General features: G+C 69.6%; 27 protein-coding genes and 2 pseudogenes. 7 read left to right on the top strand and 22 right to left on the bottom strand.

The genetic code is table 11. The features are described from left to right. Positions 1-115, top strand: a pseudogene (locus SRB17_RS42370) (lytic transglycosylase); the annotation flags it as partial. A 293-nt stretch (positions 116-408) separates the two neighbouring features. Here SRB17_RS42370 and SRB17_RS47830 read toward each other — a convergent pair. From SRB17_RS47830 to SRB17_RS42355, 4 genes are read right to left on the bottom strand one after another with little or no spacing between them, the layout of a single operon-like run. Then, positions 409-1,212 carry a hypothetical protein gene (locus tag SRB17_RS47830; protein WP_323377517.1) on the bottom strand — a complete coding sequence of 268 codons (804 nt, stop codon included), beginning with the start codon at positions 1,210-1,212 and terminating at the stop codon, positions 409-411. Positions 1,213-1,217: 5 nt separating this feature from the next. Continuing rightward, positions 1,218-1,703 (bottom strand): hypothetical protein, encoded by a 486-nt coding sequence (locus tag SRB17_RS47825; protein WP_153547132.1) that lies wholly within the window; start codon positions 1,701-1,703, stop codon positions 1,218-1,220. 8 nt (positions 1,704-1,711) lie between these two features. Continuing rightward, positions 1,712-1,987, bottom strand: a complete 276-nt coding sequence (locus SRB17_RS47820) for a hypothetical protein (protein ID WP_267133502.1) — start codon at positions 1,985-1,987, stop codon at positions 1,712-1,714. Then, positions 1,984-2,502: a trehalase-like domain-containing protein gene (locus SRB17_RS42355; RefSeq protein WP_228396622.1), complete on the bottom strand. Its 519-nt coding sequence runs from the start codon at positions 2,500-2,502 to the stop codon at positions 1,984-1,986. Before SRB17_RS42355 ends, SRB17_RS47820 begins: the two co-directional genes overlap by 4 nt. A gap of 511 nt (positions 2,503-3,013) precedes the next feature. Between SRB17_RS42355 and SRB17_RS42350 the strand changes: the two genes are divergently transcribed. The 3 genes from SRB17_RS42350 (at position 3,014) to SRB17_RS42340 (ending at position 6,380) form a co-directional block, all read left to right on the top strand. Next, complete coding sequence (locus SRB17_RS42350; protein ID WP_153547130.1) at positions 3,014-3,472, top strand: universal stress protein; 459 nt, start codon at positions 3,014-3,016, stop codon at positions 3,470-3,472. A 90-nt stretch (positions 3,473-3,562) separates the two neighbouring features. Beyond that, positions 3,563-5,353: an IlvD/Edd family dehydratase gene (locus SRB17_RS42345; protein ID WP_153547128.1), complete on the top strand. Its 1,791-nt coding sequence runs from the start codon at positions 3,563-3,565 to the stop codon at positions 5,351-5,353. Beyond that, positions 5,340-6,380 carry a C-terminal binding protein gene (locus tag SRB17_RS42340; RefSeq protein ID WP_323377516.1) on the top strand — a complete coding sequence of 347 codons (1,041 nt, stop codon included), beginning with the start codon at positions 5,340-5,342 and terminating at the stop codon, positions 6,378-6,380. Before SRB17_RS42345 ends, SRB17_RS42340 begins: the two co-directional genes overlap by 14 nt. Positions 6,381-6,708: 328 nt before the next feature. On the opposite strand, the gene SRB17_RS48750 is transcribed toward SRB17_RS42340, so the two are convergent. The 10 genes and pseudogenes from SRB17_RS48750 to SRB17_RS42295 form a co-directional block, all read right to left on the bottom strand. Beyond that, on the bottom strand, positions 6,709-6,966 hold the full coding sequence (locus tag SRB17_RS48750; protein ID WP_416237141.1) for a hypothetical protein: 258 nt from the start codon (positions 6,964-6,966) through the stop codon (positions 6,709-6,711). A gap of 112 nt (positions 6,967-7,078) precedes the next feature. Continuing rightward, a pseudogene (locus SRB17_RS48745) lies at positions 7,079-7,330 on the bottom strand (recombinase family protein); the annotation flags it as partial. 32 nt (positions 7,331-7,362) lie between these two features. Continuing rightward, positions 7,363-8,046 carry a TetR/AcrR family transcriptional regulator gene (locus SRB17_RS42330; RefSeq protein WP_153547126.1) on the bottom strand — a complete coding sequence of 228 codons (684 nt, stop codon included), beginning with the start codon at positions 8,044-8,046 and terminating at the stop codon, positions 7,363-7,365. A gap of 42 nt (positions 8,047-8,088) precedes the next feature. Next, on the bottom strand, positions 8,089-9,792 hold the full coding sequence (locus SRB17_RS42325; RefSeq protein ID WP_153547144.1) for an allophanate hydrolase: 1,704 nt from the start codon (positions 9,790-9,792) through the stop codon (positions 8,089-8,091). A gap of 5 nt (positions 9,793-9,797) precedes the next feature. After that, positions 9,798-13,391 (bottom strand): urea carboxylase, encoded by a 3,594-nt coding sequence (gene uca / locus SRB17_RS42320; RefSeq protein ID WP_323377515.1) that lies wholly within the window; start codon positions 13,389-13,391, stop codon positions 9,798-9,800. Next, positions 13,388-14,188 carry an urea amidolyase associated protein UAAP2 gene (locus SRB17_RS42315; protein ID WP_153547124.1) on the bottom strand — a complete coding sequence of 267 codons (801 nt, stop codon included), beginning with the start codon at positions 14,186-14,188 and terminating at the stop codon, positions 13,388-13,390. Before SRB17_RS42315 ends, uca begins: the two co-directional genes overlap by 4 nt. 1 nt (position 14,189) lies before the next feature. Next, a complete protein-coding gene (locus SRB17_RS42310) occupies positions 14,190-15,101 on the bottom strand; it encodes an urea amidolyase associated protein UAAP1 (RefSeq protein WP_153547122.1) in 912 nt (303 codons plus the stop codon). 63 nt (positions 15,102-15,164) lie between these two features. Next, a complete protein-coding gene (locus SRB17_RS42305; protein WP_153547120.1) occupies positions 15,165-16,769 on the bottom strand; it encodes an amino acid permease in 1,605 nt (534 codons plus the stop codon). 90 nt (positions 16,770-16,859) lie between these two features. Next, positions 16,860-17,003, bottom strand: a complete 144-nt coding sequence (locus SRB17_RS42300; protein ID WP_153547118.1) for a hypothetical protein — start codon at positions 17,001-17,003, stop codon at positions 16,860-16,862. Positions 17,004-17,479: 476 nt separating this feature from the next. Continuing rightward, positions 17,480-18,367: an NAD-dependent protein deacetylase gene (locus SRB17_RS42295; protein ID WP_194294329.1), complete on the bottom strand. Its 888-nt coding sequence runs from the start codon at positions 18,365-18,367 to the stop codon at positions 17,480-17,482. Positions 18,368-18,838: 471 nt separating this feature from the next. Here SRB17_RS42295 and SRB17_RS42290 point away from each other — a divergent pair, with 471 nt between their 5' ends. Continuing rightward, positions 18,839-19,129: a hypothetical protein gene (locus SRB17_RS42290; protein WP_416237140.1), complete on the top strand. Its 291-nt coding sequence runs from the start codon at positions 18,839-18,841 to the stop codon at positions 19,127-19,129. Between the two features lie 127 nt (positions 19,130-19,256). Here the strand turns inward: SRB17_RS42290 and SRB17_RS48330 are convergent, their stop codons facing one another. Beyond that, complete coding sequence (locus SRB17_RS48330; RefSeq protein ID WP_323377514.1) at positions 19,257-19,829, bottom strand: hypothetical protein; 573 nt, start codon at positions 19,827-19,829, stop codon at positions 19,257-19,259. Next, the gene (locus SRB17_RS48325; RefSeq protein ID WP_323377513.1) at positions 19,830-20,210 is read right to left on the bottom strand and encodes a MerR family transcriptional regulator; all 381 of its coding nucleotides are present in this window, start codon (positions 20,208-20,210) and stop codon (positions 19,830-19,832) included. It abuts the gene before it with no gap. Positions 20,211-20,588: 378 nt separating this feature from the next. Here SRB17_RS48325 and SRB17_RS42280 point away from each other — a divergent pair, with 378 nt between their 5' ends. Continuing rightward, on the top strand, positions 20,589-21,128 hold the full coding sequence (locus SRB17_RS42280; protein WP_323377512.1) for a L,D-transpeptidase: 540 nt from the start codon (positions 20,589-20,591) through the stop codon (positions 21,126-21,128). A gap of 51 nt (positions 21,129-21,179) precedes the next feature. Here the strand turns inward: SRB17_RS42280 and SRB17_RS42275 are convergent, their stop codons facing one another. From SRB17_RS42275 to SRB17_RS42250, 6 genes are all read right to left on the bottom strand, one after another. Next, positions 21,180-22,067: an SDR family oxidoreductase gene (locus tag SRB17_RS42275; RefSeq protein WP_153547112.1), complete on the bottom strand. Its 888-nt coding sequence runs from the start codon at positions 22,065-22,067 to the stop codon at positions 21,180-21,182. A 29-nt stretch (positions 22,068-22,096) separates the two neighbouring features. Next, complete coding sequence (locus SRB17_RS42270) at positions 22,097-22,480, bottom strand: MmcQ/YjbR family DNA-binding protein (RefSeq protein WP_153547110.1); 384 nt, start codon at positions 22,478-22,480, stop codon at positions 22,097-22,099. A 130-nt stretch (positions 22,481-22,610) separates the two neighbouring features. Then, on the bottom strand, positions 22,611-23,528 hold the full coding sequence (locus SRB17_RS42265; RefSeq protein WP_153547108.1) for an NADP-dependent oxidoreductase: 918 nt from the start codon (positions 23,526-23,528) through the stop codon (positions 22,611-22,613). A gap of 53 nt (positions 23,529-23,581) precedes the next feature. Further along, on the bottom strand, positions 23,582-24,229 hold the full coding sequence (locus tag SRB17_RS42260) for a nitroreductase family protein (RefSeq protein WP_153547106.1): 648 nt from the start codon (positions 24,227-24,229) through the stop codon (positions 23,582-23,584). A 56-nt stretch (positions 24,230-24,285) separates the two neighbouring features. Further along, on the bottom strand, positions 24,286-25,080 hold the full coding sequence (locus SRB17_RS42255) for an isocitrate lyase/PEP mutase family protein (RefSeq protein WP_228396621.1): 795 nt from the start codon (positions 25,078-25,080) through the stop codon (positions 24,286-24,288). Between the two features lie 110 nt (positions 25,081-25,190). Next, the gene (locus SRB17_RS42250; protein WP_153547102.1) at positions 25,191-25,739 is read right to left on the bottom strand and encodes a carboxymuconolactone decarboxylase family protein; all 549 of its coding nucleotides are present in this window, start codon (positions 25,737-25,739) and stop codon (positions 25,191-25,193) included. 184 nt (positions 25,740-25,923) lie between these two features. Here SRB17_RS42250 and SRB17_RS42245 point away from each other — a divergent pair, with 184 nt between their 5' ends. Then, complete coding sequence (locus tag SRB17_RS42245; protein ID WP_153547100.1) at positions 25,924-26,577, top strand: TetR/AcrR family transcriptional regulator; 654 nt, start codon at positions 25,924-25,926, stop codon at positions 26,575-26,577. Positions 26,578-26,671: the final 94 nt, after the last annotated feature.

Here is a 26,671-nt window from a genome sequence, read left to right as displayed (position 1 = left end):
CCACGTCTCCGGCACCGCGCACAGCGTCACCGACCCGGTGGCCAACATCACCGCGGCCGCCAACTACGCCGCCCACCGCTACGGCTCCATCGACAACGTCAACTCCGCCTACTGACCAAGCCCCCGGTTCGATTTTCGATGGTTTTCCACGGGTGACGTTCCGTCCGTAGAGCGTGCGGCGTCAAACTGATCCACTCCAGAAGCCCCACCGGCATGCGACCTCGGTGGGGCTTCTGGCCGTCTCGGGTCTGGCCCACAAGGACCGCATGGCGCGTCCGAGGCGAACAAGAAGGCGGGCGGTATCCAGGGCTTCCGCGTGGTCGGGTGGTGTCCGGTTTGCAGCCAGGTGAGGCCGGCGGTGGCCACCGACCCGGAGGCCGGGTCGCTCCCGCTGAGCCCGTTGCGTGATCACGATCCCGGGCATGGTGTCGGTCGCGGTATCGGGATCACTCGGCGTCGTCGTGCCACCACATCGTCGGGCGCGGCCTGGTGGCCGGGTCGTTCAGTACGGGGTTGCCGTCGGGGCCGTGCCGCGGTGAGGCGTTCCGCGGATTCGGCCTCAAGACGCGGGGGCATGACGATGCCTTCGTGCAGCAGGTCTTCCCGCAGTTCAGGCGAGGCGAGACGTGGTGGCGGGCCCGCGGAGCCCGCCGGATACTCCTCCAGGGGAACCAGATCCCGTTCCCAGGCGGACAGGACCGGATCGAGGACGCGCCAGGCCTCCTCGGCCTCGTCGCCGCGGATGGACAGTGCGGGGTCTCCCCTGAGAACGTTCAGCAGCAGGCGGCCGTAGGCCGGCAGTTCGGGGGCGTCCATCCTGGCGGTCAGTGCGAGCTGCGTGAAGGTCTCCGCGCGCGAGCCGGTGGCGGTGACGTCGAAGCTCATGCTCTCGGGTTCCAGTCCGAAGCGCAGCACATCGGGGCGAACGTCCTCGTCGTGCCCGAGGGGCAAGTGAGGCACGGGGCGGAAGCGTACCGCGACCTCCTTGCGGTCCGCTCCAAGGGCTTTCCCGCTGCGTAGACGGAACTTGGTGCCCGCCCAGCGCAAGTCGTCCGGTTCCAGTTCGATCTCGGCGTACGTCTCGGTCCGGCGTCGCGCGTCGACGCCCGGCTCCTCGATGTAGGCCGGCACTTCACGGCCGTCGCACCGGCCGGACCAGTACCGGGCACGCCGCGTGCGGTGCACGATGTCGGAGTCGGTCAGAAGCTGCACCGATCTCAGCACGTCCACCTTCCGGGCGCGCGCAGGTCGCGCTCGTCGAGTGTGATCGGCGATTCCATGGTGACCAGACACAGCAGTTGCGGGAGGTGGTTCTGCACCATGTCTTTGAGTGCGCCCACGTGGTCGTAATAGCTGGCGCGTCCCTCCAGAGCGGGGGTTTCGTCCCGGACGATCTCGATCTCGGCGATGTGCGTGCTGTTCCAGATGGGTTCGAGTACCCGGTTGGCGAGCCTGCTGCCGAGCACGTTCTGAACCGTGGTCATGGCCAGGAAGTGGTCGACCCGGAAGACGGCGCCCTCCGGCACGAGTTCGGTGAGCAGCTGGTTCAGTTCCTGTGTGTCGGCCAGGTTTTCGCCGAAACGGCTTCTCCAGGACGACGCGGCTGCCGGGGGAAGTCCTGCCTCGTGAAGGGCCATCACCGTGGCGGGGAAGAGCGCCGATGGGAGGGCGAGGTAGACGGCGGCGGGGTCCTCACCGGCCACGGCCGCCCTCACATCCGCGGGTCTGTCACGTCGGCCTTCCGGTAGTCCGCCGACACCGTGACGGCTCGTCCGGCATCGGCCGGAAGTCCACCACCGTGGTGTTCGAGTTGAGCAGTGGCCCACTCCCGGTACTGCTCGCCGTCCCAGTCCTCCCGGCTGGCACCCATGAGCCTGAACCGGTCGTCGATGTGCCCCTCCGCGTACAGAGCGGCCAGCGCCGGCACGAGATAGCGGCCGGTGAGGTCACCGGTTCCGCCGAACACGACGAGTCGTCCGATTCTCATGTGGCGGTGGAAGCGTCCCGATGAGAGCACCAGGTCAAGACCCCGCTGTACAGGTGCTGGGCCTGCCCGCCGCCACGCGGTTCCAGCTCCACCACGAGACGGACCTCTTCGTCCAGGACGACCGCAGACCGGACAAGTTCGCCGCGGCTGGACGGCGCGTCGTCAAAGAGGCCGGCGCCCGAACGCAGCGCCAACGCGTACGTGACACGTACCAGACCGGTGGCACTGCGCAATCTACGCAATTCGGTGTGCAGCACGCCGCTGTCGGGCTCATACCGTTGCCGCGCCTCGCGCAGATCCTCCGGTGCCACGGTGAAGTGTCCGCCTCGCCGGTGGTCCAGCAGGGCGCAGAACACGGCCTCGGAGCCGAATCGCGGCAGGCACATCCACGGGATGGCATCGTCGAGACCGACGATCGCGGCGGTCATACCGTCCCCGACCAGGCCGTGGTCCTCAAGCGGCAGGTAACCGTCCTGCCTGCGAACCGGCCGGAACGGCGGGCCGAAGTCCGGCATACCGTACTGCTCCCTGCTGGTGTCCCACCTGTGTCGCCGCCGTAGAAGTTGATCAACACCGTGACGACGGGCCCCAGCTTCCTGCCCGACACCTCAAAGGCTCTCCATGTCGTCGAAGGCCCTTTCCGCCTCGTCGAAGGAAAAGCGGTGCGCTGTCATGCGAGTGGGGTCGAGGCGAGAGAAACTCGCCAGTTCCCTGCGATGTTTTCATGCACGACGCCAATATGTTCCGGGGAAATCGGAAAACCGTCAGGAAATCGGTCCCGCAACCTTTGATCCCCTGCCGCGCAGAAATCACTCAATGTCACTCTTCCACAGGCCGGGACCGGCCGCGAGCTGTCGCCTTCGGCGCTGGGTGCGCACAGAGGATCTGCCGCGCGGCGGCACCCGCTTCGTCTGCACCTCCCAAGCTGCGCGTGCGGCACGTTTCCATGAAGCTGGAGCTGACAGCCCCGCGCGCGCTCGGCCAGGCGAGCGCGTCGCCCGCCACCGGCGAGCCAAGGAGGAATCCATGGCTGCGCAGAACCAGAACACAGAACGCATGGTGGTCGGAGTGGACGGGTCGGACTCGTCGAAGCAGGCCCTGCGCTGGGCCGTGCGTCAGGCCGAGCTCACCAGCGGCACGGTGGAGGCGCTGACTGCCTGGGCTCTTCCGCAGTTCCACGGCGCGCTCGGCTGGTTGCCACCGTCGAGCAGTGACGAAGCAGCGGTGAAGGCCCGGGCTCACGGCAACCTCACGCAAATCGTCGAGGAAGCCGTGGGAGAGCCGCCACCGGTGGAAGTACGTGCCGAGGCGCGCCATGGCACAGCAGCCGACGTCCTGCTCAAGGCGGCACACGGTGCGTCCCTGCTTGTCATCGGCAGCCGAGATCTCGGGGGCTTCTCAGGGCTGCTCCTGGGATCGGTGGCCCAGCACTGCGTCCAGCAGGCCGTCTGTCCGGTGGTCGTGATCCGCAGCGTTAGCCAATGAACACCGTCAGCGAATGTCCGGGGTCTTCTGTCTGAGCCGCAGTAGTGCCCGGTGTTGCGAAAGCCCGGACCGGTCAGCGAGGAGTCAATCATGTCACCGACGAAGCGCACCGCGGGGGAGCTGCGCAGCCAGGCATGGTGGGACAATGCGGGAAATCCGGAGATGACGGCTCTGTATCTTGAGCGGTTCCTGAACTACGGCTTCACACGGGGAGAACTTCAGTCGGGCCGACCGATCATCGGAATTGCTCAGACAGGTAACGACCTGGTTCCCTGTAATCGGCACCATCTCTTCCTCGCCGACCGGATCAAGGCCGGGGTCCGCGACGGTGGCGGCATTCCGTTCGAGTTTCCCGTGCATCCGTTGCAGGAGACCGGAAAGCGCCCCACCGCGGCGCTGGACCGCAACCTCGCCTATCTCGGACTGGTCGAGGTGCTCTACGGATATCCACTTGACGGAGTGGTTCTGACGACGGGCTGCGACAAGACCACACCTGCCTGCCTGACCGCGGCGGCGACAGTGAACATCCCGGCGATCGTCTTGTCCGGGGGGCCTATGCTCAACGGCTATCACAACGGTATGCGGCCGGGCTCGGGGCTGGTGATCTGGCAGTCGAAGCGGCTCCTGGCGAGCGGGCAGATCGACTACGACGAATACCTGGCACGGGTGACGGCCTCCGCGCCCAGCATCGGGCACTGCAACACGATGGGCACTGCGCTGTCGATGAACAGTCTGGCCGAGGCCCTGGGAATGTCCCTGCCCGGCTGCGCGGCGATCCCCGCCCCCTACGCCGAACGGGCGCAAATCGCCTATGAGACAGGCCGCAGGGCGGTGACCCTAGTGCGGGAGGACCTGACCCCCCGCAAGATCATGACCCGGCAGGCCTTCGAGAACTCGATCGTTGTCGCATCGGCCATCGCGGCGTCGACCAACGCGCCCATCCACATCAACGCCATCGCACGTCACGTCGGGGTGGACCTGTCCAACCAGGACTGGCACCGCGTCGGACGCGACATCCCGGTGCTGGTGAACCTCGCTCCCGCAGGGGAGTTCCTCGGTGAGGACTTCCACCGCGCCGGCGGTGTCCCCGCAGTCATGCGGACGCTGCTGGAAGCGGGGCACCTGCATGGTGACGCCGTAACCGTCTCGGGCCGTACCGTGGCCGAGAACCTGGAGAATGCCCCGCCCGCCGACCCGGCGGTCATCCGTCCCGTCCACGACCCCGTCAGCGCACAAGGCGGACTGCTCGTCATGACCGGGAACCTGTTCGACTCCGCGATCATGAAAACGTCGGTCATCACCGACAACTTCCGGGCCCGCGTCCTGCCACACTCCGACGATCCGTCGGTGTTCGACTTCCGCGCCATCGTCTTCGACGGGCCCGAGGACTATCACGCCCGCATCGAGGACCCGGAGCTGGGCATCGACCAGGACTGCCTCCTCGTCATCCGCTACACCGGGCCCGTCGGATATCCGGGCTCCGGCGAGGTTGTGAACATGGAGCTTCCCGCGGTGCTGATCCAGCGAGGCATCACCTCGCTGCCCGCGCTCGGAGACGGCCGGCAGAGCGGCACCTCGGACGCACCGTCCATCCTCAACGCCAGCCCCGAGGCCGCGGTCGGCGGCAACCTCGCCATCCTGCGCACCGGCGACCGGATCCGTATCGACCTGGACAACGCGCGCGTCGACGTCCTCCTGCCGGATGAGGAGATCGCCGCGCGGTGGGCCGACCACACACCCCCGGCACTGGAGCACCAGACACCGTGGCAGGAGATCTACCGTTCCACGGTCGGCCAACTGGACAGCGGGGGCTGCCTGGAGCTCGCCGTGTCGTACCAGGACCTCGTGCACACCAAGGGGATTCCTCGTGACTCGCACTGACTCCCGCGAAACGATCCTGATCGCCGACTACGACTTCGGCGATGTGGACATCGAACGCGCCGTCGTCGAGGGCGCCGGGCTCCAGCTCCTTGCCGCGCAGTGCAAGAGCGAGGACGAGGTGATCGAGGCGGGACGAGAGGCCGGCGGCGTCCTGACCCAGTACGCGCGGGTCGGTTCCCGCGCCATCGACGCGTTGACCCGCTGCCGGGTGATCGCCCGCTACGGCACTGGCGTGGACATCGTCGATGTCGACGCCGCGACCCGACGCGGAATCCAGGTCACGAACGCACCGAACGAATGGTGCGCCGAAGAGGTCGCCGATCATGCCGTCGCGCTCTGGCTCGCAGCCGCACGCAAGATCTGCCGTTACGACCGGGCGACCCGACAGGGCGAATGGCACTGGAAGACCGGAAAACCCATCCACAGACTGCGGGGACAGGTGCTGGGCCTGCTGTCCTTCGGCTCCATCGCACGGCTCATCGCCGAACGCGCAAAAGCGTTCGGCGTCGAAGTCTGGGCACACGACCCGTTCCTCGACCAGTCCGAGATCCGGGAATCCCAGGTCCGGCCGATGTCCTTCGCCGACTTGGTGGAAGGTGCCGACTACGTGGTGGTCCAAACGCCGCTCACCCCGCAGACACACCACACCTTCGATCGCGCGACGCTCCGCCGGATGAAGCCGACCGCCATCCTCGTAAACACCGCACGCGGGCCCATCGTGGAAGACGCGGCACTCCACCACGCGCTCACCGAAGGATGGATCGCCGGCGCGGCGCTGGACGACATCGAGGAGGAGCCCGCGAAACAGCGCGGATGGCGCCCGACCAACCCCCTCCTCGAACTGCCCAACGTGATCGTCACACCCCACGCCGCCTACTACTCCGAGGAAGCCGTCAGGACGGTACGGACCATCGCCGCTGAAGAAGCCGTACGGGTGCTGACAGGGCAACCGGCACGATTCCCGGTCAACGAGCTACCACCCGGCTCCCACCCGCACCAGGGCGATCTTCCCGCTCACGGGTCCTGACCACCATGCGTTACGGCCCCGGTGTCCTATCTCTGACCCACGGTGCAAAGTAGGGGGATGCTCATGCGCGGGTGTGGCTGTGGCGCGCATGCGGAGCAGAGGACGAGCACCGTGACGTGGGAGCAGCACGTCACGTGGGGCAGGTCACTGCCGTCCGGTGCTTCGTCGTACTGCGCGCAAGCCCGGTCGAGACATTTCCATGGACCGACAGGCAACTCGATGGGCACGTGCTGGCTCTAGTCGAAGCCGTCCTCGTACAGCGAGGGGTCGTCCTACTCGTTGTGCGGCACGGTCAGCGCCTGGACGGCCTGGGTCTCGGGGGTCTCGGTCACTTGCTGGCCTCCAGCTGGTGGGGGACCGTGCGGGCGCGCAGGTCGCGCAGGTCCGGGATGTGGCTATAGAGGGTGCCGGGAGAGACGCCGAGGAGCTTGGCGATCGAGGTGATGGAGCGACCGGGGTCGGGCAGCAGGTCGCGGGCGGCCTTGATGACTTCCTCGGTGGCGACGGTGGGGCGTCCGCCGACCCGGCCGCGGGCGCGGGCGACGGCCAGGCCCTCGCGGGTGCTCTGGACGATGAGTTCGCGGATGAGCTCGGCGAGGGCGGCGAAGACGTGGAAGACGAGCCGTCCGCCGGGGGGTGGTGGTGTCGAGGTTCTCGTGCAGCGAGGTGAAGCCGATGCCGCGCTCGCGCAGTGCGGCGACCATGTTGATGAGGTCCTGGAGGCTGCGGCCGTAGCGATCCAGGCTCGGGACGACGAGGGTGTCCCCGGCGTCGCTGAAGGCGTGGCACGCCTTCGGCCTCGGGCGCAGGTCGGTCTTGCTGGACCCGCTTGCGGCTGAAGGAGACGAGGAGGAGGGCGAGGGCGTAGACGGCCAGGGTGTGGATGCGGTCGCGGACCTCCAGCGACCCGGTGGTCGGAGTGGACGGGTCGGACTCGTCGAAGCAGGCACCACCGCGAAGGCGACGACGGCCGCAGCGGCGGTCAGTCCAGGCTGCTCAGCAGAATCCGGCCCTCGTCCCGGGCGGCGGCCACCGCCGGCTCGCCGAGTCCGCACAGGCGCAGGCACGACGACGCGATGGCATCGGTGTCAGCCGCGTCCGGCTCACGGAAGCGCCGTATCTGGATGACGACCTCCACCAGCTGGATCAGCAGTTCACCGATCCGCTCGGCGGGCATGCTGCGTGCGACGTCCTCGGTCGCCGCCAGGGCGCCCAGGGTGCCGTAGCTCGACTGCAGACGGCCCCGCTCGGCCCGGAAGGCGTCGAACCGCTCTGCCCGCACTTCCGGCAGCAGATAGAGCGTGCCGATGTTGTACGGAGTGCGGGAGAGGGTGCGTACGTCCATGGCGGCCACGGCGTAGAGCGCGGCGGCCGCATCCGCCCGCTCGGGCACCAGTGCCCGGATCCGGTCCACCATCTGCAGACTGGGCCGCACGGACGTCGCCAGCAGCTCGGCGAGGATCTCCTCCTTGGTGGCGAAGTGGTAGTAGAGCGAGGCCTGTCTGATGCCGACCCGCTCGGCGATCATGCGGGTGCTGGTGCTGGTGATCCCATGGTCGACGAAGAGCGCCCCCGCGGCATCGAGGATCTGTTCGCGGGCGGAGGTGCCGGGGTCGGACGGCGGCGTGTGCCGGGGTCTGCCTTGACGGGGACGCGTCGTCGTCATGGCCTCATCCTGCCACCACGGTGTCCGCACCGCGGCCTCCCATCACGCACGCACCGTGTACGCCCGCCAGCCACCGTAGCGGCTGATGTCGGGCGCGCCCTCGACGGCGTACGGCTCGGTGAGGAAGCCGCAGACGTGCCGCCCGTCGGCCAGCTCGACGGTGCCGATGGCCAGCGGCGCGGGCACAGCAGCGGTGAACGCCCCGAACCCGGACGCCGGCAGCCGCCAGACCTCGCCCTCGATGCCCGTCCCCGCGTGGCCGCCTGACGCCGTGTCGTGCCCCGCCCCGGTGCCGGCGTCCCGCCCGCCCCCGGTGACCCGGAGCAGGCCGGGTTTGGGCGGCTCGGTGGGCAGGGCGTACAGCCGGTAGCCGGCTGCGGTGCGGGCCGGACCGACCAGGGTGCCGCCCGCCTGCACCAACTGGGCGTTGAGCGGCTGACCGGTGAGGTGGGCGCCGACCACGAACAGGTCGAGCCCGGGGTTGGCGAACCGCTCGGCCAGCGCGGCCAGGGCGCGGTCGGAGAAGGCCGGTCCGGTGAACATCACGCCGAACGGCAGGCCGTCCACGAACCCGGCGGGAACGGCGAGCGAGGCGCAGTCCAGCAGGTTGGCGAAGTTGGTGAACCGTCCCAGCCGGGCGTTGGCGCCGACCGGGTCGGCCGCCACCTCGTCGAGGGTGGGGTGCCAGGTGGTGGTCGGGGTCAGGAGCGCCGCGCAGTCGTCGAGCATCGCGCGTCCGGCGGCGCCGAGAGCGGCGAGTCTGGCGGTGTCGGCGGCCCAGTCGGCCGCGGTTCTCTCCCGGCCGGCCAGCACGATGGCGGCGACGGTCGGATCGAGGTCACCGCCGATCAGGGCGCGGTGCTTCTCCAGGTGCGCCCCGACGGCGGCGTACCGCTCGGCGACGAACGCGCCGCCGTACAGCAGTTCCGCGGCCTGGAGCAGTGGGGTGATGTCGGTCTCCACGATCTCCGTCCCGGTGCGCGCCAAGCGGGCCACGGCGGCGTCGAATGCTTCGCGCCAGCCGTCCGCCATGCCGTTCAGATGCTCCCCGGTCGGTACGGCGATCCGGGGTCGCGCGGGGGGCGGCGGGAGCTGGGTGCCGGTGCGGGAGAGCGGGTCGGCCGGGTCGGGGCCCTCGACGAACTCCGCCGCGATGCGGGCGAGTCGCAGGTCGCGGGCGAAGACCGTCACGCAGTCCAGGGTGTAGCAGGCGGGGACCACGCCGGTCACGGGCACCAGGCCCTTGGTGGGCTTGACGCCGACGATGCCGTTGAGGGCGGCGGGCACCCGCCCGGAGCCGGCTGTGTCGGTGCCGAGCGCGATGTCGGCGATGCCCAGGGCCACCGCGACGGCGGAGCCGGAGGACGACCCGCCCGAGATACGGGCCGCGTCCCAGGCGTTGCGCACCGGGCCGTAGGGGCTGCGGGTGCCGACCAGGCCGGTGGCGAACTGGTCCAGGTTGGTCTTCCCGAGCACCACCGCGCCGGCCGCGCGCAGCCGCGCCACCGCGGGCGCGTCGGCCTGCGGTTCGTAGGCGTACGACGGGGCGCCCGCGGTGGTGGGCAGGCCGGCCACGTCGATGTTGTCCTTGACGGCCACCACGAGTCCGGCCAGCGGCAGCGCCGGTTCGATGCCGGCCGCCTCGGCGAGCACCTCCTCGCGTGGCCTGAGGCGGATCCAGATCTCGGGCCGGCCGACGGCCTCGATGCGGTCGTAGGCGGCCCTCACCCGTGCTGCCGGTGTCATGGCGTTCATGCCCGCACCGCCGCGAGGATCTGGCCGGGGGCGACCTGTTCACCGGGCTTGACGTAGATCTCCAGCAGCGTCCCGGCGGTGGGGGCGTTCACCTTGGACTCCATCTTCATCGCCTCCAGGGAGAGGATCGCATCGCCGCTCGCGAGGGTGGCGCCCGGCTCGGCGGCGATCTGCCAGACGGTGGCGGTGTACGGCGCGGTGACCGGGACCGCCCCGTCCGGCAGGGTGACGGCAGCGGCGGCGGTCACGGGTTCGGGATCGTCGGCGCGGTCGAACTCTCCCGCGGCTCGCCAGCGTTGCTTCTCGGCCTCGAAGGCGGTGCTCTGCCGCCGGCGGAACGCGGCGATCGAGTCGGCCTCCGTGGCCAGGAACGCGTTGTACTCGGCGATCGAGAAGGTGCCTTCCTCGGTCGGGAAGTCACCGTGCCCGGCCTCGGTCTCGGCCCGCAGTTCGAGCAGTTCCTCCGCGGTGACGGGATACCACTCGATGCGGTCGAAGAAGCGCAGCGCCCACGGCGAGTCCTGGAACAGGCCGCCCTTACGGAACCGGTTCCAGATCTGCACGGTGCGGCCGACGAACTGGTAGCCGCCGGGACCTTCCATGCCGTAGATGCACAGGTAGGCGCCGCCGATGCCGACGGAGTTCTCCGCGGTCCAGGTGCGGGCCGGGTTGTACTTGGTGGTCACCAGGCGGTGCCGTGGGTCGAGCGGGGTGGCGACGGGGGCGCCGAGATAGACGTCGCCGAGGCCGAGCACCAGGTAGGAGGCGTCGAAGACGGTGCGGTAGACGTCGTCGGCGGTCCGAAGGCCGTTGACACGGCGGATGAACTCGATGTTCCACGGGCACCACGGGGCGTCGTCGCGCACCCCGGCCATGTACCGCTCGATGGCGAGCCGGGTCGCCGGGTCGTCCCAGCTGAGCGGCAGCCGCACCGTGCGGGAGGGGACCACCAGTTCGTCGCTGGGCGGGACTTCGTCCTCCAGCTCGCGCAGCAGGGCGGTGAGGTCACGGGCCTTCAGCCGGCGGGCGTCGGTGTGGATCTGGAGGGAGCGGATGCCCGGCGTGACGTCGAGGATGCCGTCGGGCGCGTGCGCGGCGAGGGTCTCCTGCAGGGCGTGGACCCGCATCCTCAGGCCGAGGTCGAGCACCATGGGGCCGTACTCGACCAGGACGTTGTCGTCGCCGTCCCGGCGGTAGGTGACGGCGGGGCGGGCATCAGTGGCCTCCAGGCGGCCGAGTACGCCGTCGTCGCCGTCTCCGCCCGCGCTGATCAGCGTGGGGGAGGAGCGCCGGGCATCGAGGGCGGCCGCCTCGGCTTCCCTGACCGGTACGAAGCGGACGGTGTCGCCGGGGCGCAGCTGGCCGAGTTTCCACAATTCGCCGCTGGCGACCACCGCGGGGCAGACGAAGCCGCCGAGGGACGGCCCGTCGGGGCCCAGGACGATCGGCGTGTCGCCGGTGAAGTCCAGGGCACCCACCGCGTACGGCGTGTCGTGGATGTTGGACGGGTGCAGCCCGGCCTCACCGCCGTCCTGGCGGGCCCACCGCGGCTTGGGCCCGATCAGGCGCACGCCGGTGCGGGCCGAGTTGTGGTGCACCTTGTAATGGGTGGCGTAGAGGGTGTCGATGTCCCCGCGGGTGAAGAACTCGGGTGCCGCGTGCGGGCCTTCGGTGACACCGATCCGCCAGTGCGAGGTGATCGCCGGCCGGCGCTCGGGCGGCGTCGGGCCGCCTGCGCCGATCACCGAAGCTCCGGGCCGCAGTACGTCTCCGGCGCGCAGCGCCCGACCGCCGTGCCCGCCGAATCCGCCGAGGGTGAACGTCGAGGCGCTGCCCAGGTATTCGGGTACGTCGATGCCGCCCCGGACGGCCACATAGCTGCGCAGACCCGGCCCCCGGCAGGCGCCGAGCACCAGGGTGGCGCCGGCCGGGACCGTGACCGGCTCCCACAGGGCTGCCGCGCTGCCGTCCACCGTGACCGGGACGGGAGCGCCGGTGACGGCGACCACGGTGGGGGCCGAGAAGCGCAGGGTCAGGCCGCCCGCTGTGACCTCCAGGCCAGGCGCCTGGGCCGGATTGCCGACGGCCAGATTGGCCTCGGCGAAGGAGACGGCGTCGAAGGGGCCGCTCGGCGGCACCCCCACGTGCCAGTAGCCGAGCCGGCCAGGAAGGTCCTGGACGGTGGTCAGCGCGCCCGGCACCAGGACGTCGATACGCGGTTCGGGGTCGACGGTGGTGGCGAGCGTGCTGGTGCTGTGCACCGCCTCGCGCACCTCGCCTCGCACGGTCAGTTCGCGCAGCAGGCCCAGGTTGGTGACGATGCCGTCGACCCGGCTCGCGGCCAGGGCCCGGCCGAGCACGTCCAACGCGGCGTCCCGAGTGGGGCCCTTCGCGATCACCTTGGCGAGCATGGGGTCGTAGTACGGCGAGACCTCCAGACCGGTCTCTGCGAAGCCGTCCACGCGGACGCCGGGCATCTCGTCGGCGTCCTGGCCGGGGAAGGCCGCCCGGGTGATCAGGCCCGAGGACGGCAGGCAGTCCTTGCCGGGGTCCTCGGCGTAGACGCGGGCCTCCACGGCATGCCCGGCGGGCGTCCAGTCCCGCTCGAACACCGCGTCCTCGACCCTGCCGTCGCGGGCCAGGAGGAGCATGAGTTCGACGAGGTCGACGCCGTACGCCTCCTCGGTCACTGGATGCTCGACCTGCAGGCGGGTGTTGACCTCCAGGAAGGCGGCCTCCTCGCGCACCGGGTCGTAGACGAACTCCACGGTTCCCGCGCCCCGGTAGCCGACCGAGGCGAGCAGTCGGCGCGAGGAATCGTGCAGCAGCGCCCGCACCTGAGGAGGCAGGGCCGGGGCCGGGGCCTCCTCGATCACCTTCTGGTTGCGGCGCTGCAACGAGCAGTCACGGTCGCCGAAGACGGCGATCCGGCCGGTGCCGTCGCCGAAGACCTGCACCTCGACATGGCGGGCGGGGCGCACGAGGCGCTCCAGGAACACCCCGGCGGATCCGAAGTTCGACTCCGCGAGCGCCGCGACGCGGGCGAAGGCCTCGCGCACCTCATCGGCGGTGGCGCAGGACTGCATACCGATGCCGCCGCCACCGCCGGTCGCCTTGACCATCACGGGCAGCCCGATCGACCCGGCGGCGGTGACGGCCTCCTCTGCGCTCGCGAGCAGTTCCGTCCCGGCCAGCAACGGCACTCCGGCGGCCTTGGCCAGGGCGCGCGCGGTGTGCTTCTCGCCGAAGGCGGTGATCTGGTCTGCGGTCGGTCCCGCGAAACGCAGACCGGCCTCCTCCACGGCACGGGCGAAGGCGGTGTTCTCGGAGAGGAAGCCGTAGCCGGGGTGGATGATGCCCGCACCATGGGCGAGCGCGGCCTCGACGATCGCCTCCCCGCGCAGATACGACGCGCGGGCGGGCGCCGGACCGAGGCGGACCGCGTGGTCGGCCTCGCGGACGTGCGGGGCGGCCCGGTCGGCGTCGGAGAAAACGGCGACGGTGCCCAGGCCCATCTTCCTGGCGGTGCGGATCACACGGCGGGCTATCTCCCCGCGGTTGGCGACGAGAACGGCGGTGGGGCGGGTCACGCGCCCTCCTTCGCGGTGCCGGCGGCCTGCGCGGACCGTGAGGCGCCGGAGACCGGTGCCGGCTCCACGACGATCATCCGCAGCGGCGTGGGGTTGAAGTCGTTGCACGGGTTGTTCATCTGCGGGCAGTTGGACACCATCACCAGCACGTCCGTCTCGGCGCGCACCGCGACCCGGCGACCCGGCGCCGACATGCCGTCCACGATGCCCAGCGCGCCGTCCGCCTCGACGGGCACGTTCATGAACCAGTTGAGGTTGGAGACGATGTCCCGCGCCCCGAGGCCACGCCGCCCCGCCTCGGCCAGGAAGTTCTCGCGGCAGCCGTGGTGGAACATCACATGATGGCCGTAGCGCAGGGTGTTGGACTCCTTGCCGCACGCGCCGCCGATGGTGTCCTGGCGGTCGACCTCGTTGGCGACGACGGTCATCAACGGGCGGCCCTCGTTGCTGCGCAGCACGGTGCCGGTGCGCACATAGGCGTTGCCCTGCCAGGCCAGGGTATCGGGGACGCTGTAGCGCTCCTCGGGATCGTTCGCGTCGTAGAGCAGACAGTCGGCCGACTGGTTGCCGCCGACGTCGACGATCGTCAGGACGTGCCCCTTGCGCACCACCGCCGACCAGGGCGCGTTGGGGGCCACCGTCTCGTCCAGGACGACGGAGCCCTCGACCAGGCTCGCTCCCCGGTCCAGGGTGGAGCCCTCCGCGTACACGGCGCCGACCGGGACGGTGGAGGCGACCGTGCCGCCGGCGGCGGCCGGGTGGCTCACGGGGGTGTTCTCGGTCCGCGTGGTCGTCATGTCACAGCCCCCGGGCTTCGCAGTAGTCGACGGTGTTGAGGTACGCCCGGTGCAGTTCCGGAGTCGCGGTGAACCGCGGCTCGTCGGGGCCGGTCGGGGCACCGCGCCAGGCGTGCACCCGCAGCGGGCCGACGACATAGCCGGGACGAGGGTCCAGCGGATGGGCGACATTGGCGACCAGCACCAACACGGGCATCTCCGCGACGAGTTCGACATGGGTGCCCGCACCCGCGCTGCCCTGCCAGGCCAGGGTGCCGTCCGCCTCGACGCGCACGCCCTGGAAGAAGGACAGGCTGGGTGGCAGGTCGCGCCGGCTCAGACCGTGCTTGGCGGCCGCCTTGAGGAAGAGACCGCGGCCGGACGGTGACGGCCCTTCGGGGCGGGCGTCACCGTACTTGCGCTCGTTCCAGGCGTCGGTGGTGGTGCCGCAGAAGGCGTCGTGCCGGCCGGAGGAGTCGCCGTTGACCACGGCCAGGATGCGGCCGTCGCCGGACAGCAGCGGATGGTCCCGGCCCGGGTACGCCTGCCACGGAACCTTCTGGGTGTCGGCGACGTTCAGCCGCTCCACCGGCTCCAGGGCGTTGAAGAGCAGCAGATGGGCGCAGGCGTCACCGCTCGGGTCGTCGAAGCGCAGCCGGGTGCCGCGGGCGAGGACCTTGTGCGTGTACCCGCCGGGCGCCACCGTCTCCGCCCACACCAGGGCGGCCGCGTCCACCCCTGGCGGGCAGTAGGGGCTGTCCGACGCCGGCAGGTACGGCATCCACGCGCCGGCCTGACCGCCCTGGGCGCGGGCGTCGTCGCGGGCACGGTGGACACTGTCGGTCAGGTGCAGATCACGGGCGCGGGCGGGGGTCTGCCCGGTCGGGTAGCGGCCGTGCGGCGGCACGGCCGTCGAGTTCTCGGCGGTGGTCATGGATGTCCCGTCGGTCCCTTCGTCGGTGTGTCATCGGTGCGTCCGCTCGCGTCACACCGGCCCTCAGGCGGGCTCGGCTACGGCCTGCGCGTCGAGGGGCGGCTCGGTGTGGGTGTGCGGTACGTGCCTCAGCTCGATACGGCGGTGCAGCCGGCGGGCGAGGAAGTAGCCGGCACCGGCGGCCAGGCTGAGCCCGATGAACAGCAGGGCGCTCCAGCGCAGCCACCATGTGCCGCCGGTGAGGTCGTAGATCTCCGCGCGGGGCCAGATCAGGTTGACCGTCATGCCGGCCTGGTAGAGCACGGCGAGCGCGCTGACCGGCACTCCCCATCGGCCCAGCGAGAACAGGGGCCGGCCGGTCTCGTCGAAGCCCACCGGCAGCCCACCACTGCCCCGTTGCCGGATCCTGGTGACCAGCAGCGGCACCGTCACGCCCAGATAGGCCAGGTACAGCAGGGCGATGCAGAGGCTGGAGAGGGCGGTGAAGATCGCCGACTGGTCGATGTTGACCACGAGCGCGATCGCGGCGCCGACGCCCACCACGATCGACGTGGTGATCGGCGTACCGGTGCGCGGCGAGACCCTGCCGAGGTGCCGGTGGAACGGCAGGGCGCCTTCGCGCGCCATGGAGTACATCATCCGCGCCCCGGAGGTCTGAACGGCCAGGGTGCAGGCGAACACCGCGACCGCCACGCAACACAGCAGCAGCCGGCCCAGAACCCCGCCGAGCCGGTCGGTGAGCACCCAGGACAGACCACCGGCGGCCAGTTTCCCGTCGGTCAGACTGCGCGCCGCCATCAGCCCCGAGACGATCAGCAACGCGCCGCCGACACCCGAGGTGATCAGCGCCCGCAGGATGGTCCGGGGAGTGGTCCGGCGCGGGCTGTGGGTCTCCTCCGCCAGTTCGCCCGCCGAGTCGAAGCCGACCATCACGTACGCCGCCATCAGCGAGGACGCGAGAAAGGCCCCGAAGTAGCCGCCATGGCCCGCCCAGCCGGTGGGGTGGGCCACCACCTGCGGACCCCGCTCGGGCAGGAAGAAGAGGACCAGCACCAGTGCGAGCACGCCGATGATCTCGACCGTGACGCCGAAGCTGGTGGCGGCGGCCATCTGGCGGATGCCCAGGATGTTCACCACCGTGGTGACCACCAGCAGGACGCAACCCAGCAGGACCGCGTTCTGCGCGCCGGTCGGGGCACCGACCGACGGATCGGCGCCAGGACCGCCGACGATCTGGAATCCGGACCAGATACCCGGCAGCACCGCCTGCGCCGCGATCGCGGCCGCCGCGACCGTCAGGATCTGCCCGATGATCATGATCCAGCCGACGAACCAGCCCGTCGTGGTGCCGGCCAGCCGGCTCGACCACTGGTAGATCGCCCCCGATATGGGCCAGCGCGCGGCCAGTTCCGCGAAACACAGCGCGACCAACAGTTGGCCCGCGAAAACCAGCGGCCACGTCCAGAAGAACGCCGCGCCCCCAAGACCGAAGCCCAGCCCGAACAGCTGGAAGACGGTGGTGAGGATGGACACGAAGGAGAAGCCCGCGGCGAACGACGCGAAACTGCCTACACCGCGGCGGAGTTCCTGCTGGTAGCCGAAGAGGGCGTGGCCGGTCGTGCCACCGCCGTCAGGGTCCTGCGCAAGGGGGAGTTCGGGCCGGCTCATCGCCGCACCTCCGATCGGTCGACAGATACCTGTCGCTTGATAGGTATTGCGATCGTCGGCCGGACCGGTCTCACACCCGCGTCCGGGACGTTAACTTCGTGTATCCGCGGGGCCCGCCTCGGAGATGACCGTGTGCCAGTTCGCGCAAGCGCCGCCCGCCGAAGCGATGAGGTGGCCGTTGAAGATGACGTCGCCGGTGAACAGCGCGCCGGTCTGTTCCTCGAAAAGGGCCATGCGGCGGCCGGAGAGCGCCCGGGAGGCGCAGGACGATCAGTGGTATGGGACAGCGCTCCGATCAGCGCAATCCAGGCAGGTCCTGCCGGCTGCGTCCATGCCACGCGTCGACACAGGCCGGCGACGCCCAGGCCCGCGTCCACGACGAGGTCGCGGCTCGTGCCGCGCGGCGACAAGGGCCGGCCCGCACGAACTTGTCGACCTGCGACTCCGTGACGCGCACGAGGGCGCCGTCCCGTTCTTCCAACTCGGACCAGCCGCGAGCCTGCGCCAGGGATATCGGCCGGCCCGCAGTCACCAGTGGCACGCGCCGCCCTCGGGCATCTCGTCGTGACTGGCCCGCACGATTCATGCTCAGTCTTTAGGAACGGTCTTCTTGCCTGGCTCGGTCAGGTGGAGCTCACCGGGCGGTAACGCACGTTGACTCATTGCAATTGGGGGCAGCGCCCGGTCGGCACCCGGCACCTCCCAGCCCTTCAGTCGCCGCCGAGGCGCTCGGTCAGCTCGGTGAGGGCTTCGCCGAGCGGCAGCGCCACGTGCGCGTGCGCGAGGTCGTCGCCGCGCGTCGGGCCGAGGTTGATGATCGAGACGGGCTTTCCGTCCTTGGCGGCGCGCCGTACGAACCGCAGTCCCGACAGGACCGCGAGCGACGAGCCGAGGACGAGCAGCGAGTCGGCCGCGTCGATGAGGTCGAAGCAGCGCTGGGTGCGGTGCTTGGGAACATTCTCACCGAAGAACACGACGTAGGGCTTGAGTACACCGCCGCATCGCTCGCACGGCACGACGCGGAAGGTGTCCACGAGGTCGTCGGGCAGTTCGACGTCGCCGTCGGGGTTGACGGGCAGTACGGCGGCCCCATGCGCGGCGAGGAACTCCCCATTGGCGGCCAGCAATCGGGCGTCGAGTTCATCTCGGGGACCGACGGCCCCGCAGTCGAGGCAGACGACACGGTCCAGGCTGCCGTGCAGGGCGACGGCGTCCGTCGTCCCGGCGGCCTGGTGCAGCCCGTCGACGTTCTGGGTGATCACGCCGTCGACGTACCCGGACGCGCGCAGCGCCTGTACGGCGTGGTGTCCGGCGTTGGGCCGGGCGGCCGTGATCGTGCGGCGCCCGACATAGCCGCGGGCCCAGTAGCGGCGCCGATTGGCCTCGTCCGAGACGAAGTCCTGGTAGGTCATGGGGGAGTGCCGCCGGTGCCGCCCGGTCACGCCCCGGTAATCGGGGATCCCGGACTCGGTGGAGATCCCGGCTCCGGTCAGCACGGCCACGCCGCCGACGGCGAGCTGCTCGACGATCTCGTCCATGCCGCCGGCTGGCCGCACGCCGGTGTCGGGTATGGGAGCGACGATCGGACGCATGCGCATACATGCAGCGTAGGGCGTCTGCGGGCCCATCGTGCATCGGTGGGTAATGGCCGTGCCGGGGGCCGGCGCCCGCGGCGGAGTTGCCGGGCGGTGTGCAGCGGGTGGTCGTCCCCGGCGCAGGTTCGTAGCCGTGCTCGGCGAATGGCCTGGCCAGGGCGTGTCCGATTCCGCTGGAATCACGGGTCACCAGGGCGGCCGGCCTGTCATCGTGCACCGGTCGGCTACGCCGGCAACGGCCGGACGACGGCCTGGTGGGCTGGGGCCGAGGCGTGCGGCATGCGCAGGACATGCCAGGACCGACCAGACCCCTCATCCATGACGATGCCGTTTCGACGGCCGTTCAGAGCAACGCGTCCAGCGTGATCGGCAGGTCGCGGATGCGGTTGCCGGTGGCGTGGTGCACGGCGCTGGCGATCGCGGGCGCGGTACCGACCAGGCCGGCCTCGCCGACGCCTCGGCCTGATGTCCGCGGTGTCGGTGGCGCTTGGCCGGCTGATGGCCGGGCGCGCGCTGCGTCCCGTGCGGATGAGGGCCGACAAGGCTCGCCGTATCTCCGAGCGCAACCTCCACGAACGCCTCGTCATCGCCGGCCCGGACGACGAGCTGAAAGACCTCGGCGACACCATCGACGACCTGCTGTCCCGCCTGGATGCCGCCTTCGACGCTCAGAAGCGCTTCGCCGCCGACGCCTCCCACGAGCTGCGCACCCCGCTCACCCCGCAGCGCGATGCTCGAGGTGGCGCTCGCCGACCCCGCGAATGAAACCGACCAGCCCGCCCAGCAGCGGGCGCGACGCCGTGCCGTCGTCGTGGGCCGTCAGCCGCGCCGGCTCCGAAGCCGGGCGCTCAGCTCGGGGAGCCGATGCGGAATGTTCGGTGACGGCGCCGGTTCAGCGGGGCGTGCGAGGTTGGGCCGGTGGCCGCGTCGGGTGGCTGTCGATCGCTGCGAGCAGCCACTCCAGGTTGCCGGCGTGCGTCGGGCGTGGCTGCTCACCATTGATGAGTGCGAGCAGACGGTGATAGCGCTCGGACTGGCTGTCCAGCCCCGCCCGCAGCCGCTCACGGACGTAGGCGAGACGGGTCGCGTCCGCTCCCTCCAGCAGTCGGTCCACAACCTGTGCCGCCCCGGGCGAGTCCGGTGCGATGCCACGCTCCCTCGCTTCTTCGACGAGCGAGACCATCTGCCGCGTGAATCGCTGGTAGCCCCCCGGCTGGGCGGCCGGACCACCTTGGGCACGGCTCTCGGCGTGGTACTCGACCATCTTCCGCATCCGCTGCCGGAAGTCCGCGTCGCCGACCAGCTCGGCCAGCTCCACCCAGGCGTCCACCTGCTCCGGGGTCGGCTGGTCCGGGAGCTCCGGGGTGAGCCGCAGTTTCTCCTTCAGCAGCGGGTCCGAGTCCAGGCCGTTGAAGACCTCGGCCACGAAGTCGTCGATCATCTGCCTGCGCTCCCGTGCGGACAATCATGCGAGTTTGTTCATCAGGGCCATCTCCTCGGTATCGGCGTGCCGCTTGGCCACGGTGCTGAGCACCGCCCGGGCCAGCCGCAGCGAGTGGATCTGCGCGTCCAGCGCCGCCACGTGCACGGCGGCGACGTCGGCGACGGTGATCTCCCGCCGCAGCACACGGCGCACCTCGTCCAGGCTCAGACCGAGCTCTCGCAGGGTGCGGACCAGTTCCAGGCGGGCGACCGATTCGGTGTCGTAGAGCCGGTGTCCTCCGCCGGTCCGCCCGGCCGGCAGCACCGCGCCGATGTCGGACCAGTAGCGGATGGTGCGGACCGTCAGTCCGGTGCGGCGGGAGAGCCGGCCGATGGTCAGCAGCGGGCTACCGTCGGCGTTCATGGCACCGAGTGTGGATCCTCCAGCCGCTGGAGATTCAACCCCGACGACGCCGGCAGCCTGCCACCGCCAACCGACGTCCTCGGCCCAACGTCAGCCACGTGCTCACCCACCCACTGACGGGCTCACCCGAATCTGCCCATGACAGAGCATGTGGCAACGCGCGCGCTCAGTCACAGCGGCGATAGCCGGCCAGTCGCGGTGGTACTCGGCCATAACAGCTGCCTCGGCGGTTCGACCCGGACTCGAAGCCTGAAGCCCTGCCCGGCGGGCGAGGGCCCGATCACAGGCGCTCGGTCCGGGGGCGGGCCAGCCACGCGGGCCGCCCCGGTCAAGAGGCATGAACATCGCGATTTGTACAGAGAACGGCGGTGATCAGAAGTGGCCCAACGCCAAGCCCCACGCCGACACCTTCGTGACGCCGTCCGGCTCGCGGTGGCCGGTTCCCTGACGGCCGTCCTGACGCTGAGCGTCTGCCCCGCCCGGGCGGTCCCCGCGGGCCACGTTTCGACAATCGACGCGGCGACTCACCAGATGACCGTCACGGATCACGGTCGGACGGTGATGACCTTCACCGCCGGCTTCGGAAAACCCGGCTTCCGTACACCGTCGGGAACGTTCCACGTGCTGGGCAAGGACGCGGTCATCACGATGACCTCGTGCAGCGCGAACATCACGTGCGATCCGCACAGTCCCAACTACTACGTCCTCACGGTCCACTGGGCAGCACGCCTGACCAGCACCGGCGTGTTCGTCCACGCGGCACCCTGGGACCACGCCATCGGACGGGCGGACAGCTCCCACGGCTGCATCCACCTGAGCACCGCGGACGCCCACCGCTTCTACGATTTCAGCCGGACCGGCGACACAGTGATCGTCAAGAACACCGGCGGCTCGGCAGGCAGCGCGAGCGGCCCGTGACGCTCCCAAGCCTATTGCGCGAAGACAGGCCGCCAGGCCCTCCCGAGGATTTCATCCCAGGGCGGGATAGTCGCCAGCAGCGAGGTCGTCGATCAGACTGGGGTGGGAGGGCTCCCAGCCGAACCGTTCCCGGGTCAGTGCACTCGACGATGGCATGTCAAGGGCGAACAGGCGACCGATGAGGCCGAAGCGCTCAGGCGGCGCCGACTCGACCGGCATCGCGAGGACGCCGCCGATTGTCTCGGCCAGTGTCTTCATGGTGTCGCCCTCGTCGGCTACCGCGTGCAGGACGGTGCCCGGCGCAGCGTCCTCGAGTGCGATGCGGAACATCGCGGCGGCGTCAAGCCGGTTGACCGCTGGCCATCGCTGCGTGCCGTCGCCGACGTACGCTGACACGCCCGTTTTCTGCGCGGCGGCGATGAGCACCGAGCCGAAGCCGTATGCCAACCCGCGCTGGTGCACGGAGCGCGGCAGCCGCACGACAGAGGACCGGACGCCCTGGCCGGCCAGGGTCAGCACCACGTCGGAAGTGCGGCCGCGGCCACCGACCGGACCGTTGGTGGTGTCGGGGTCCTCCTCGGTGGAGACGTGACCTGGCAACATCGGCGTGAGGCCGGCATGCACGAACGGCTTGCCACTCCCTGCGAGGGCGGCCGCGAGGGTCTGTACGGCGCGCGCTTCCTCGTCGATGCCCTGCTCCAAGTTGCTCCAGTCGTTGCTGAAGGCCAGGTTGATGACACCATCGGCCTGCGCGGCGCCGGCGCGGAGGCTGTCAAGGTCGGTGAGGTCGCCGCGGAGCGGCGTCCCGCCGGCGGCGGCGACGGCCGTGGCCGCGGCATCGGACCGGACGAGGCCGAGGACCTCGTGCCCAGCGGCGATGAGTTCAGGAACGACAACTGAGCCGATGCTGCCGCTGGCGCCAGTGACGAACACGCGCATGGGAGGCTCCAGACTGCTGCGACGCTGCGTCAGGCGCGGCGGCTGTAGGTGTGTGGATCCACGGGTTGCTCGGACTTGGGAAGCCCGCCGACCACGAGACGGTAGGAGTCGGTCATGAGTTCCTTGACCAGCTTGTCGTCGATGGCGTCTCCGCCTTCCATGGTGATCCAGTGTCTCTTGTTCATGTGGTAGCCGGGGGTGATGTCTGCGTACTGCTCACGCAGGGCTGTGGCGTCGTCCGGATCGGCTTTCAGGATCACGACGGGGCGTCCAGGCATGTCGGTCATGAGCATGAAGACCTTGCCGCCCACCTTGTGGAGCTCCCAGTTGGGGCCGAAACGATGCTCCTGGTCGGTGCCGGGCAGTTCCGCGGTGTAGTCGCGCGCGATCTTCTGCAGTTCCTGTCCGTCCAAGATGATCAACTCCTCTGTCGGTTCGAGTGCCCGGCGTGTGTCGGTTCGGGTCCTTGCGCCGGTCGGTGGCCGATGGCCGTGGCGTAGATCAGGACCATGACCTGCCGGTCGGACGGTGGCCGTCCACTGCCTACGGGAGGACGCGGATGACTGTCTTCCCGCCGCGTCGCGTGGTCGGGTTGAGGGCGCCGACGGCATCGTCGAGGCTCGCGACGTCACCGATGTTGGTCCGCAGCCGTCCGTCCCGCACCCGCTGCACGATCTCACCGAGGTCGGCGCGATCGGCTTCGACGACGAAGTCGATGGCCAGGCCGTCAGTGGGCCGTGCTTCGACCGGGCCGACGATGGACACCAGTGTTCCTCCGGCCTTGATCAGGGCGGCGGACTGCTCTTGAACGTCGCCACCGATGACATCGAAGACCAGGTCGACGTCGCCGACGTCTTTCAGCGTGTCGTTCTCGAGGTCGACGAACTCGTGCGCGCCGAAGTCGAGCGCCTTCTCGCGGTCGGCGGCGCGTCCGGTGCCGATGACGTAAGCGCCCGCTTCACGTGCGAGCTGGGTCACCATCGTCCCGACTGCCCCGGCCGCGCCATGGGCGAGGACGGTCTGGCCGGCCTGGAGGCGGCCGTGCTGGAACAGCCCCTGCCACGCGGTCAGACCTGAGATGGGCAGGGACGCGCCTACCGTGAAGTCGACGTCGCCGGGCAGCGGTGCGAGGTTGCGTGCTTCGATCGCCACGTACTCCGCGAGGGTGCCGTCGCGGTGCCAGTCGGCGAGGCCGAACACCCGCTGCCCGACCGAGAGCCCCGTCGTGCCGTAGCCGAGGGCGGTGACCACTCCGGCCAGCTCGTGGCCGGGGATCGACGGTGTCTTGTCACGGCCGGCGCGATCGGCCCAGGTCGACGGCCACTCCATCTCTGTGGGGACGAAGCCCGATGCATGGATCCGAACGATGACGTCGTTGATCGCTGCGAGTGGCTCAGGCCGCTCCGTCAGCGTCATTCCGGCCGTTCCCGCGGCCTGGTCGGTGACCACAATGGCTTTCATTGAATTGGTTCTTTCTCGTATGTGTGGTGGGTCTTGGTGTCCGGGTGGGGTGTTTAGATGAAGGTAAACAGCTGGTCGTCGTCGAATCGCGAGATCGGGGTGGTGTACACCCTCTCCGGGTCGGGGTAGCCGAGGGCCAGCAGCACCGTCGTGGTGTGTCCGCTCTCGCGGATCTTGAAGGCCTTGTCGACACTGGTCGGGTCGAACCCCTCAAGCGGCGTGGCCTCGACGCCGAGCTCGGCGGCCGCCATCATGGTCAGGCCCACCGCCATGTAGGTCTGCTTCTCCATCCAGTGGTTCAGGTCCTTGTAGCCGTAGTTGCGCAGGTTGAGGAAGTCCCGGGTCATGGATTCCCACAGCTCCTGCTTGGACGGGTCAGGGAACCGGCCGTCGGCCCTCTCCTTTGCGAACACCGCCTCGAGGTGGGTGTCGGGCAGATCTGCCCGGGTGGTGAGGATGATGGTGTGCGACGCCTTCAGGATTTTCTCGGCGTTGTCCTGGAATCGTTCGCCCAGGTTGTTGGCGAGCCGCTCCTTGCCTTCGGGCGTGGCGAGGACGTAGAAGTGGTTGGGCTGTACGTTCACCGATGACGGCGTGGAGCGAAGGAACCGCAGCAGTTGCTGAAGGGTGTCCTCCGGAATGGTCTTGCTGGGGTCGAAGTACCTGGTGAGGTGCTTGTTCATGAGCTTGTCGAGATTCATGCCAAACCTTCTTCTTGCGATGAGTGGGTGACGAGCGGTGGTTCGCGGGGTTTGGGCTAGTTCGTGCCGCGGGCACGTAGGTCGCTGATGCGCTCGAAGCTGATTCCTGTCGTCGCAGTGGTGAGGTCACCCGCGACGAGAGCCTTGGTGGCCTGCTGGAGTGCCTCCATTGCGTGGGTGTAGAGCGCTGGACCCACGCTGATGCGCTTGACCCCGGCCTTCTGCAGTTCAGCGACGGTCAGCACCTTGTCCGCCGGCGAGATGAGGACGTTGACCGGTGTCGGCGCGACGGCGGTGACGATCGCGACGAGTGCGTCGAGGTCGGGTGGGTAAGGGGCGTAGAGCACATCCGCGCCGGCCTCGGCGAAGGCCGTCAGACGCCGGATGGTGTCGTCGAGATCGGGCCGCCCCTCGATGAAGTTGTCAGTGCGGCCGGTGATGACGATGCGCCCCTTGGCCGCCTCGACGGCGCTGCGTATGCGGTTGACTGCCTCGTCGAAGTCGCGGATCGGTTGATCGGGATTGCCCGAGGTGTCTTCGATCCCGATACCGGCCAGGCCGGACTCGACGGCGGCTGCCACGGTCGCAGCGACGGCTTCAGGCGTGTCGCCGTAGCCGTCCTCGAAGTCTCCGTTGACGGGCAGCCCGGTGAGCCGGCCGAGCAGCCGCGCATGCTCGAGGTGCTCGCCACGGGTGACTTCGTGACGCCCGTCGGCCCGGCCGAGTGTGCTGGCGAGTGCCGCCGATGACGTCGCGATCGCCTCGAAGCCGGCATCGGCCAGCATCAGCGCCGAGAGGCCGTCCCATGCGTTCGGCATGACGAGGCCGCCGTCGCGGGTGTGCAGTGCCATGAACTTCTCATAGAGTTCGGAGCCTGGCATATCGAACCTTCCCGGATGATCGTTTTGGGGCGGTGAGGGTTTACCGGCTGTGTGCGCGGCCTCGACGCGGATCCCGGCGATCAGCCGGGCGTACCGGCCGAGCTGACGGCGGGGATGTCGATGTCGGTCTGGTTGACGTTGTTGATGAAGTTGGTCAGCAGGACCTGCACCGCCACCGTGACGATCGCCAGGATCTGCGGATCGGTGTACCCGGCGCCTCGCACAGCCGCGAGGTCGGAGTCGCTCACCTGACCGCGGCTCTCCACCACCTGCTGAGCGAAACGAGCGACCGCGGCGCGCTTGGGATCGATCGAGCTCCCGGCCCGGGCCAAGTCGATGTCATCGCTCGACATGCCACCGAGTTCGGACGAGACGTATGTGTGCATCGCCAGGCAGTAATCGCAACCGTTGGCCTGCGAGACGGCGAGTGCGATGGTGTGCCGCGTCTTCGCGTCCAGAACCCGGCTCAAGGAGCCCTGCAGCGTCATGACGACGTCGAGGACGGTCGGGTTCGACGCGAGAGTCGCGAACATGTTCGGGACGAAGCCGAACTGTGTGCCGACGTTGTCGAGGATGCCCTTCGCCCCGTCGGGGACCTCGTCAGGAGAGGCAACGTTCAGTCGTGACATGGCGAATCAACCTCCGGTGAAGGTGTGAGGGGTCAGCGTCGAGCCCAGGCCGGTTCTTACTGCTTCAGAGGTCCAGTCCCCGTTGTGACTGCGAACCCTGCGGAACTGGGCTGCCCGGCCCACTTCTCAGAGTGAACACCACTCGGATCTGGGCTGTCAAGCCCAATCTGGGGTATCGTTAGGCATGACCACCACTACGGGGGCTCCGGCGCCTCACAAGCTCACTTCAAGGGGGCAGGCCACGCGGGCCCGCATCCTGGAGCATGCTGCGGAGCTCATCTACACCAACGGCGTCCACGCGACGAACAACGAGCAGCTGCGCCGCGCCGCCGGCGTCAGCGGATCGCAGCTCAACCACTACTTCCCGACCAAGGAGAGTCTCGTCCTGGCAGTGATCGCATGGCAGGCCGAGCGCGTCCTCACGTTCCACCGCGACGAGCGATTCGCCGGCTTCGACACCCTCGACGCGCTCCGGGCGTGGGCGGATTTCTACGTCGGCTACGAGCGCGCCTACCAGGAAGGCTGCACCCTCGGCTCCCTCGCGAGCGAGATCATCAAGACGGACCTTGACGTTCACGATGAGCTCGCGAGTGCGTTCGACCAGTGGAGGGAGATCTTCCGCGATGGAATCGAGCGCATGCAGCAACTCGGCCGCATCAGCGCTGAGGCAGATCCCGCGCAACTGGCCAATCTGCTCCTTGCTGCCTTCCAGGGCGGCATGCTCCTCGCCCAGGTCGCGCGGGACATCGCTCCACTGAAAGACGCGTTGCAAGCAGCCATCGACTACCTGCAGACCTTCGCGACGTCTCCCGACGCCGGCGTCCGCCAAGCTCGGTAGCCGCTTCCACGCGTATGGGTCAGCGGAGCGAGTCGACGTGGACGCCTTTCCGGGGCTGGGCAAGACGACCGCGGTGCTGGCCTTTGCCCGGGAC

Origin of the sequence: Streptomyces sp. RB17 (genome assembly GCF_009604455.1) — a bacterium.
GTDB lineage: Bacteria > Actinomycetota > Actinomycetes > Streptomycetales > Streptomycetaceae > Streptomyces.
The sequence above is the reverse complement of the archived record's forward strand: the minus strand, read 5'-3'. Positions and strand labels throughout refer to the sequence as shown.

Bases quoted from the DNA above. Each gene is read 5' to 3' on its own strand.
- SRB17_RS47820 (WP_267133502.1), bottom strand. From the start codon at position 1,987: ATGAGAATCGGACGACTCGTCGTGTTCGGCGGAACCGGTGACCTCACC.
- SRB17_RS42355 (WP_228396622.1), bottom strand. From the start codon at position 2,502: ATGCCGGACTTCGGCCCGCCGTTCCGGCCGGTTCGCAGGCAGGACGGT.
- SRB17_RS42350 (WP_153547130.1), top strand. From the start codon at position 3,014: ATGGCTGCGCAGAACCAGAACACAGAACGCATGGTGGTCGGAGTGGAC.
- SRB17_RS42345 (WP_153547128.1), top strand. From the start codon at position 3,563: ATGTCACCGACGAAGCGCACCGCGGGGGAGCTGCGCAGCCAGGCATGG.
- SRB17_RS42330 (WP_153547126.1), bottom strand. From the start codon at position 8,046: ATGACGACGACGCGTCCCCGTCAAGGCAGACCCCGGCACACGCCGCCG.
- SRB17_RS42325 (WP_153547144.1), bottom strand. From the start codon at position 9,792: ATGACACCGGCAGCACGGGTGAGGGCCGCCTACGACCGCATCGAGGCC.
- SRB17_RS42315 (WP_153547124.1), bottom strand. From the start codon at position 14,188: ATGACGACCACGCGGACCGAGAACACCCCCGTGAGCCACCCGGCCGCC.
- SRB17_RS42310 (WP_153547122.1), bottom strand. From the start codon at position 15,101: ATGACCACCGCCGAGAACTCGACGGCCGTGCCGCCGCACGGCCGCTAC.
- SRB17_RS42305 (WP_153547120.1), bottom strand. From the start codon at position 16,769: ATGAGCCGGCCCGAACTCCCCCTTGCGCAGGACCCTGACGGCGGTGGC.
- SRB17_RS42300 (WP_153547118.1), bottom strand. From the start codon at position 17,003: ATGGCCCTTTTCGAGGAACAGACCGGCGCGCTGTTCACCGGCGACGTC.
- SRB17_RS42295 (WP_194294329.1), bottom strand. From the start codon at position 18,367: ATGCGCATGCGTCCGATCGTCGCTCCCATACCCGACACCGGCGTGCGG.
- SRB17_RS48325 (WP_323377513.1), bottom strand. From the start codon at position 20,210: ATGAACGCCGACGGTAGCCCGCTGCTGACCATCGGCCGGCTCTCCCGC.
- SRB17_RS42275 (WP_153547112.1), bottom strand. From the start codon at position 22,067: ATGCGCGTGTTCGTCACTGGCGCCAGCGGCAGCATCGGCTCAGTTGTC.
- SRB17_RS42265 (WP_153547108.1), bottom strand. From the start codon at position 23,528: ATGAAAGCCATTGTGGTCACCGACCAGGCCGCGGGAACGGCCGGAATG.
- SRB17_RS42260 (WP_153547106.1), bottom strand. From the start codon at position 24,229: ATGAATCTCGACAAGCTCATGAACAAGCACCTCACCAGGTACTTCGAC.
- SRB17_RS42255 (WP_228396621.1), bottom strand. From the start codon at position 25,080: ATGGCACTGCACACCCGCGACGGCGGCCTCGTCATGCCGAACGCATGG.
- SRB17_RS42250 (WP_153547102.1), bottom strand. From the start codon at position 25,739: ATGTCACGACTGAACGTTGCCTCTCCTGACGAGGTCCCCGACGGGGCG.
- SRB17_RS42245 (WP_153547100.1), top strand. From the start codon at position 25,924: ATGACCACCACTACGGGGGCTCCGGCGCCTCACAAGCTCACTTCAAGG.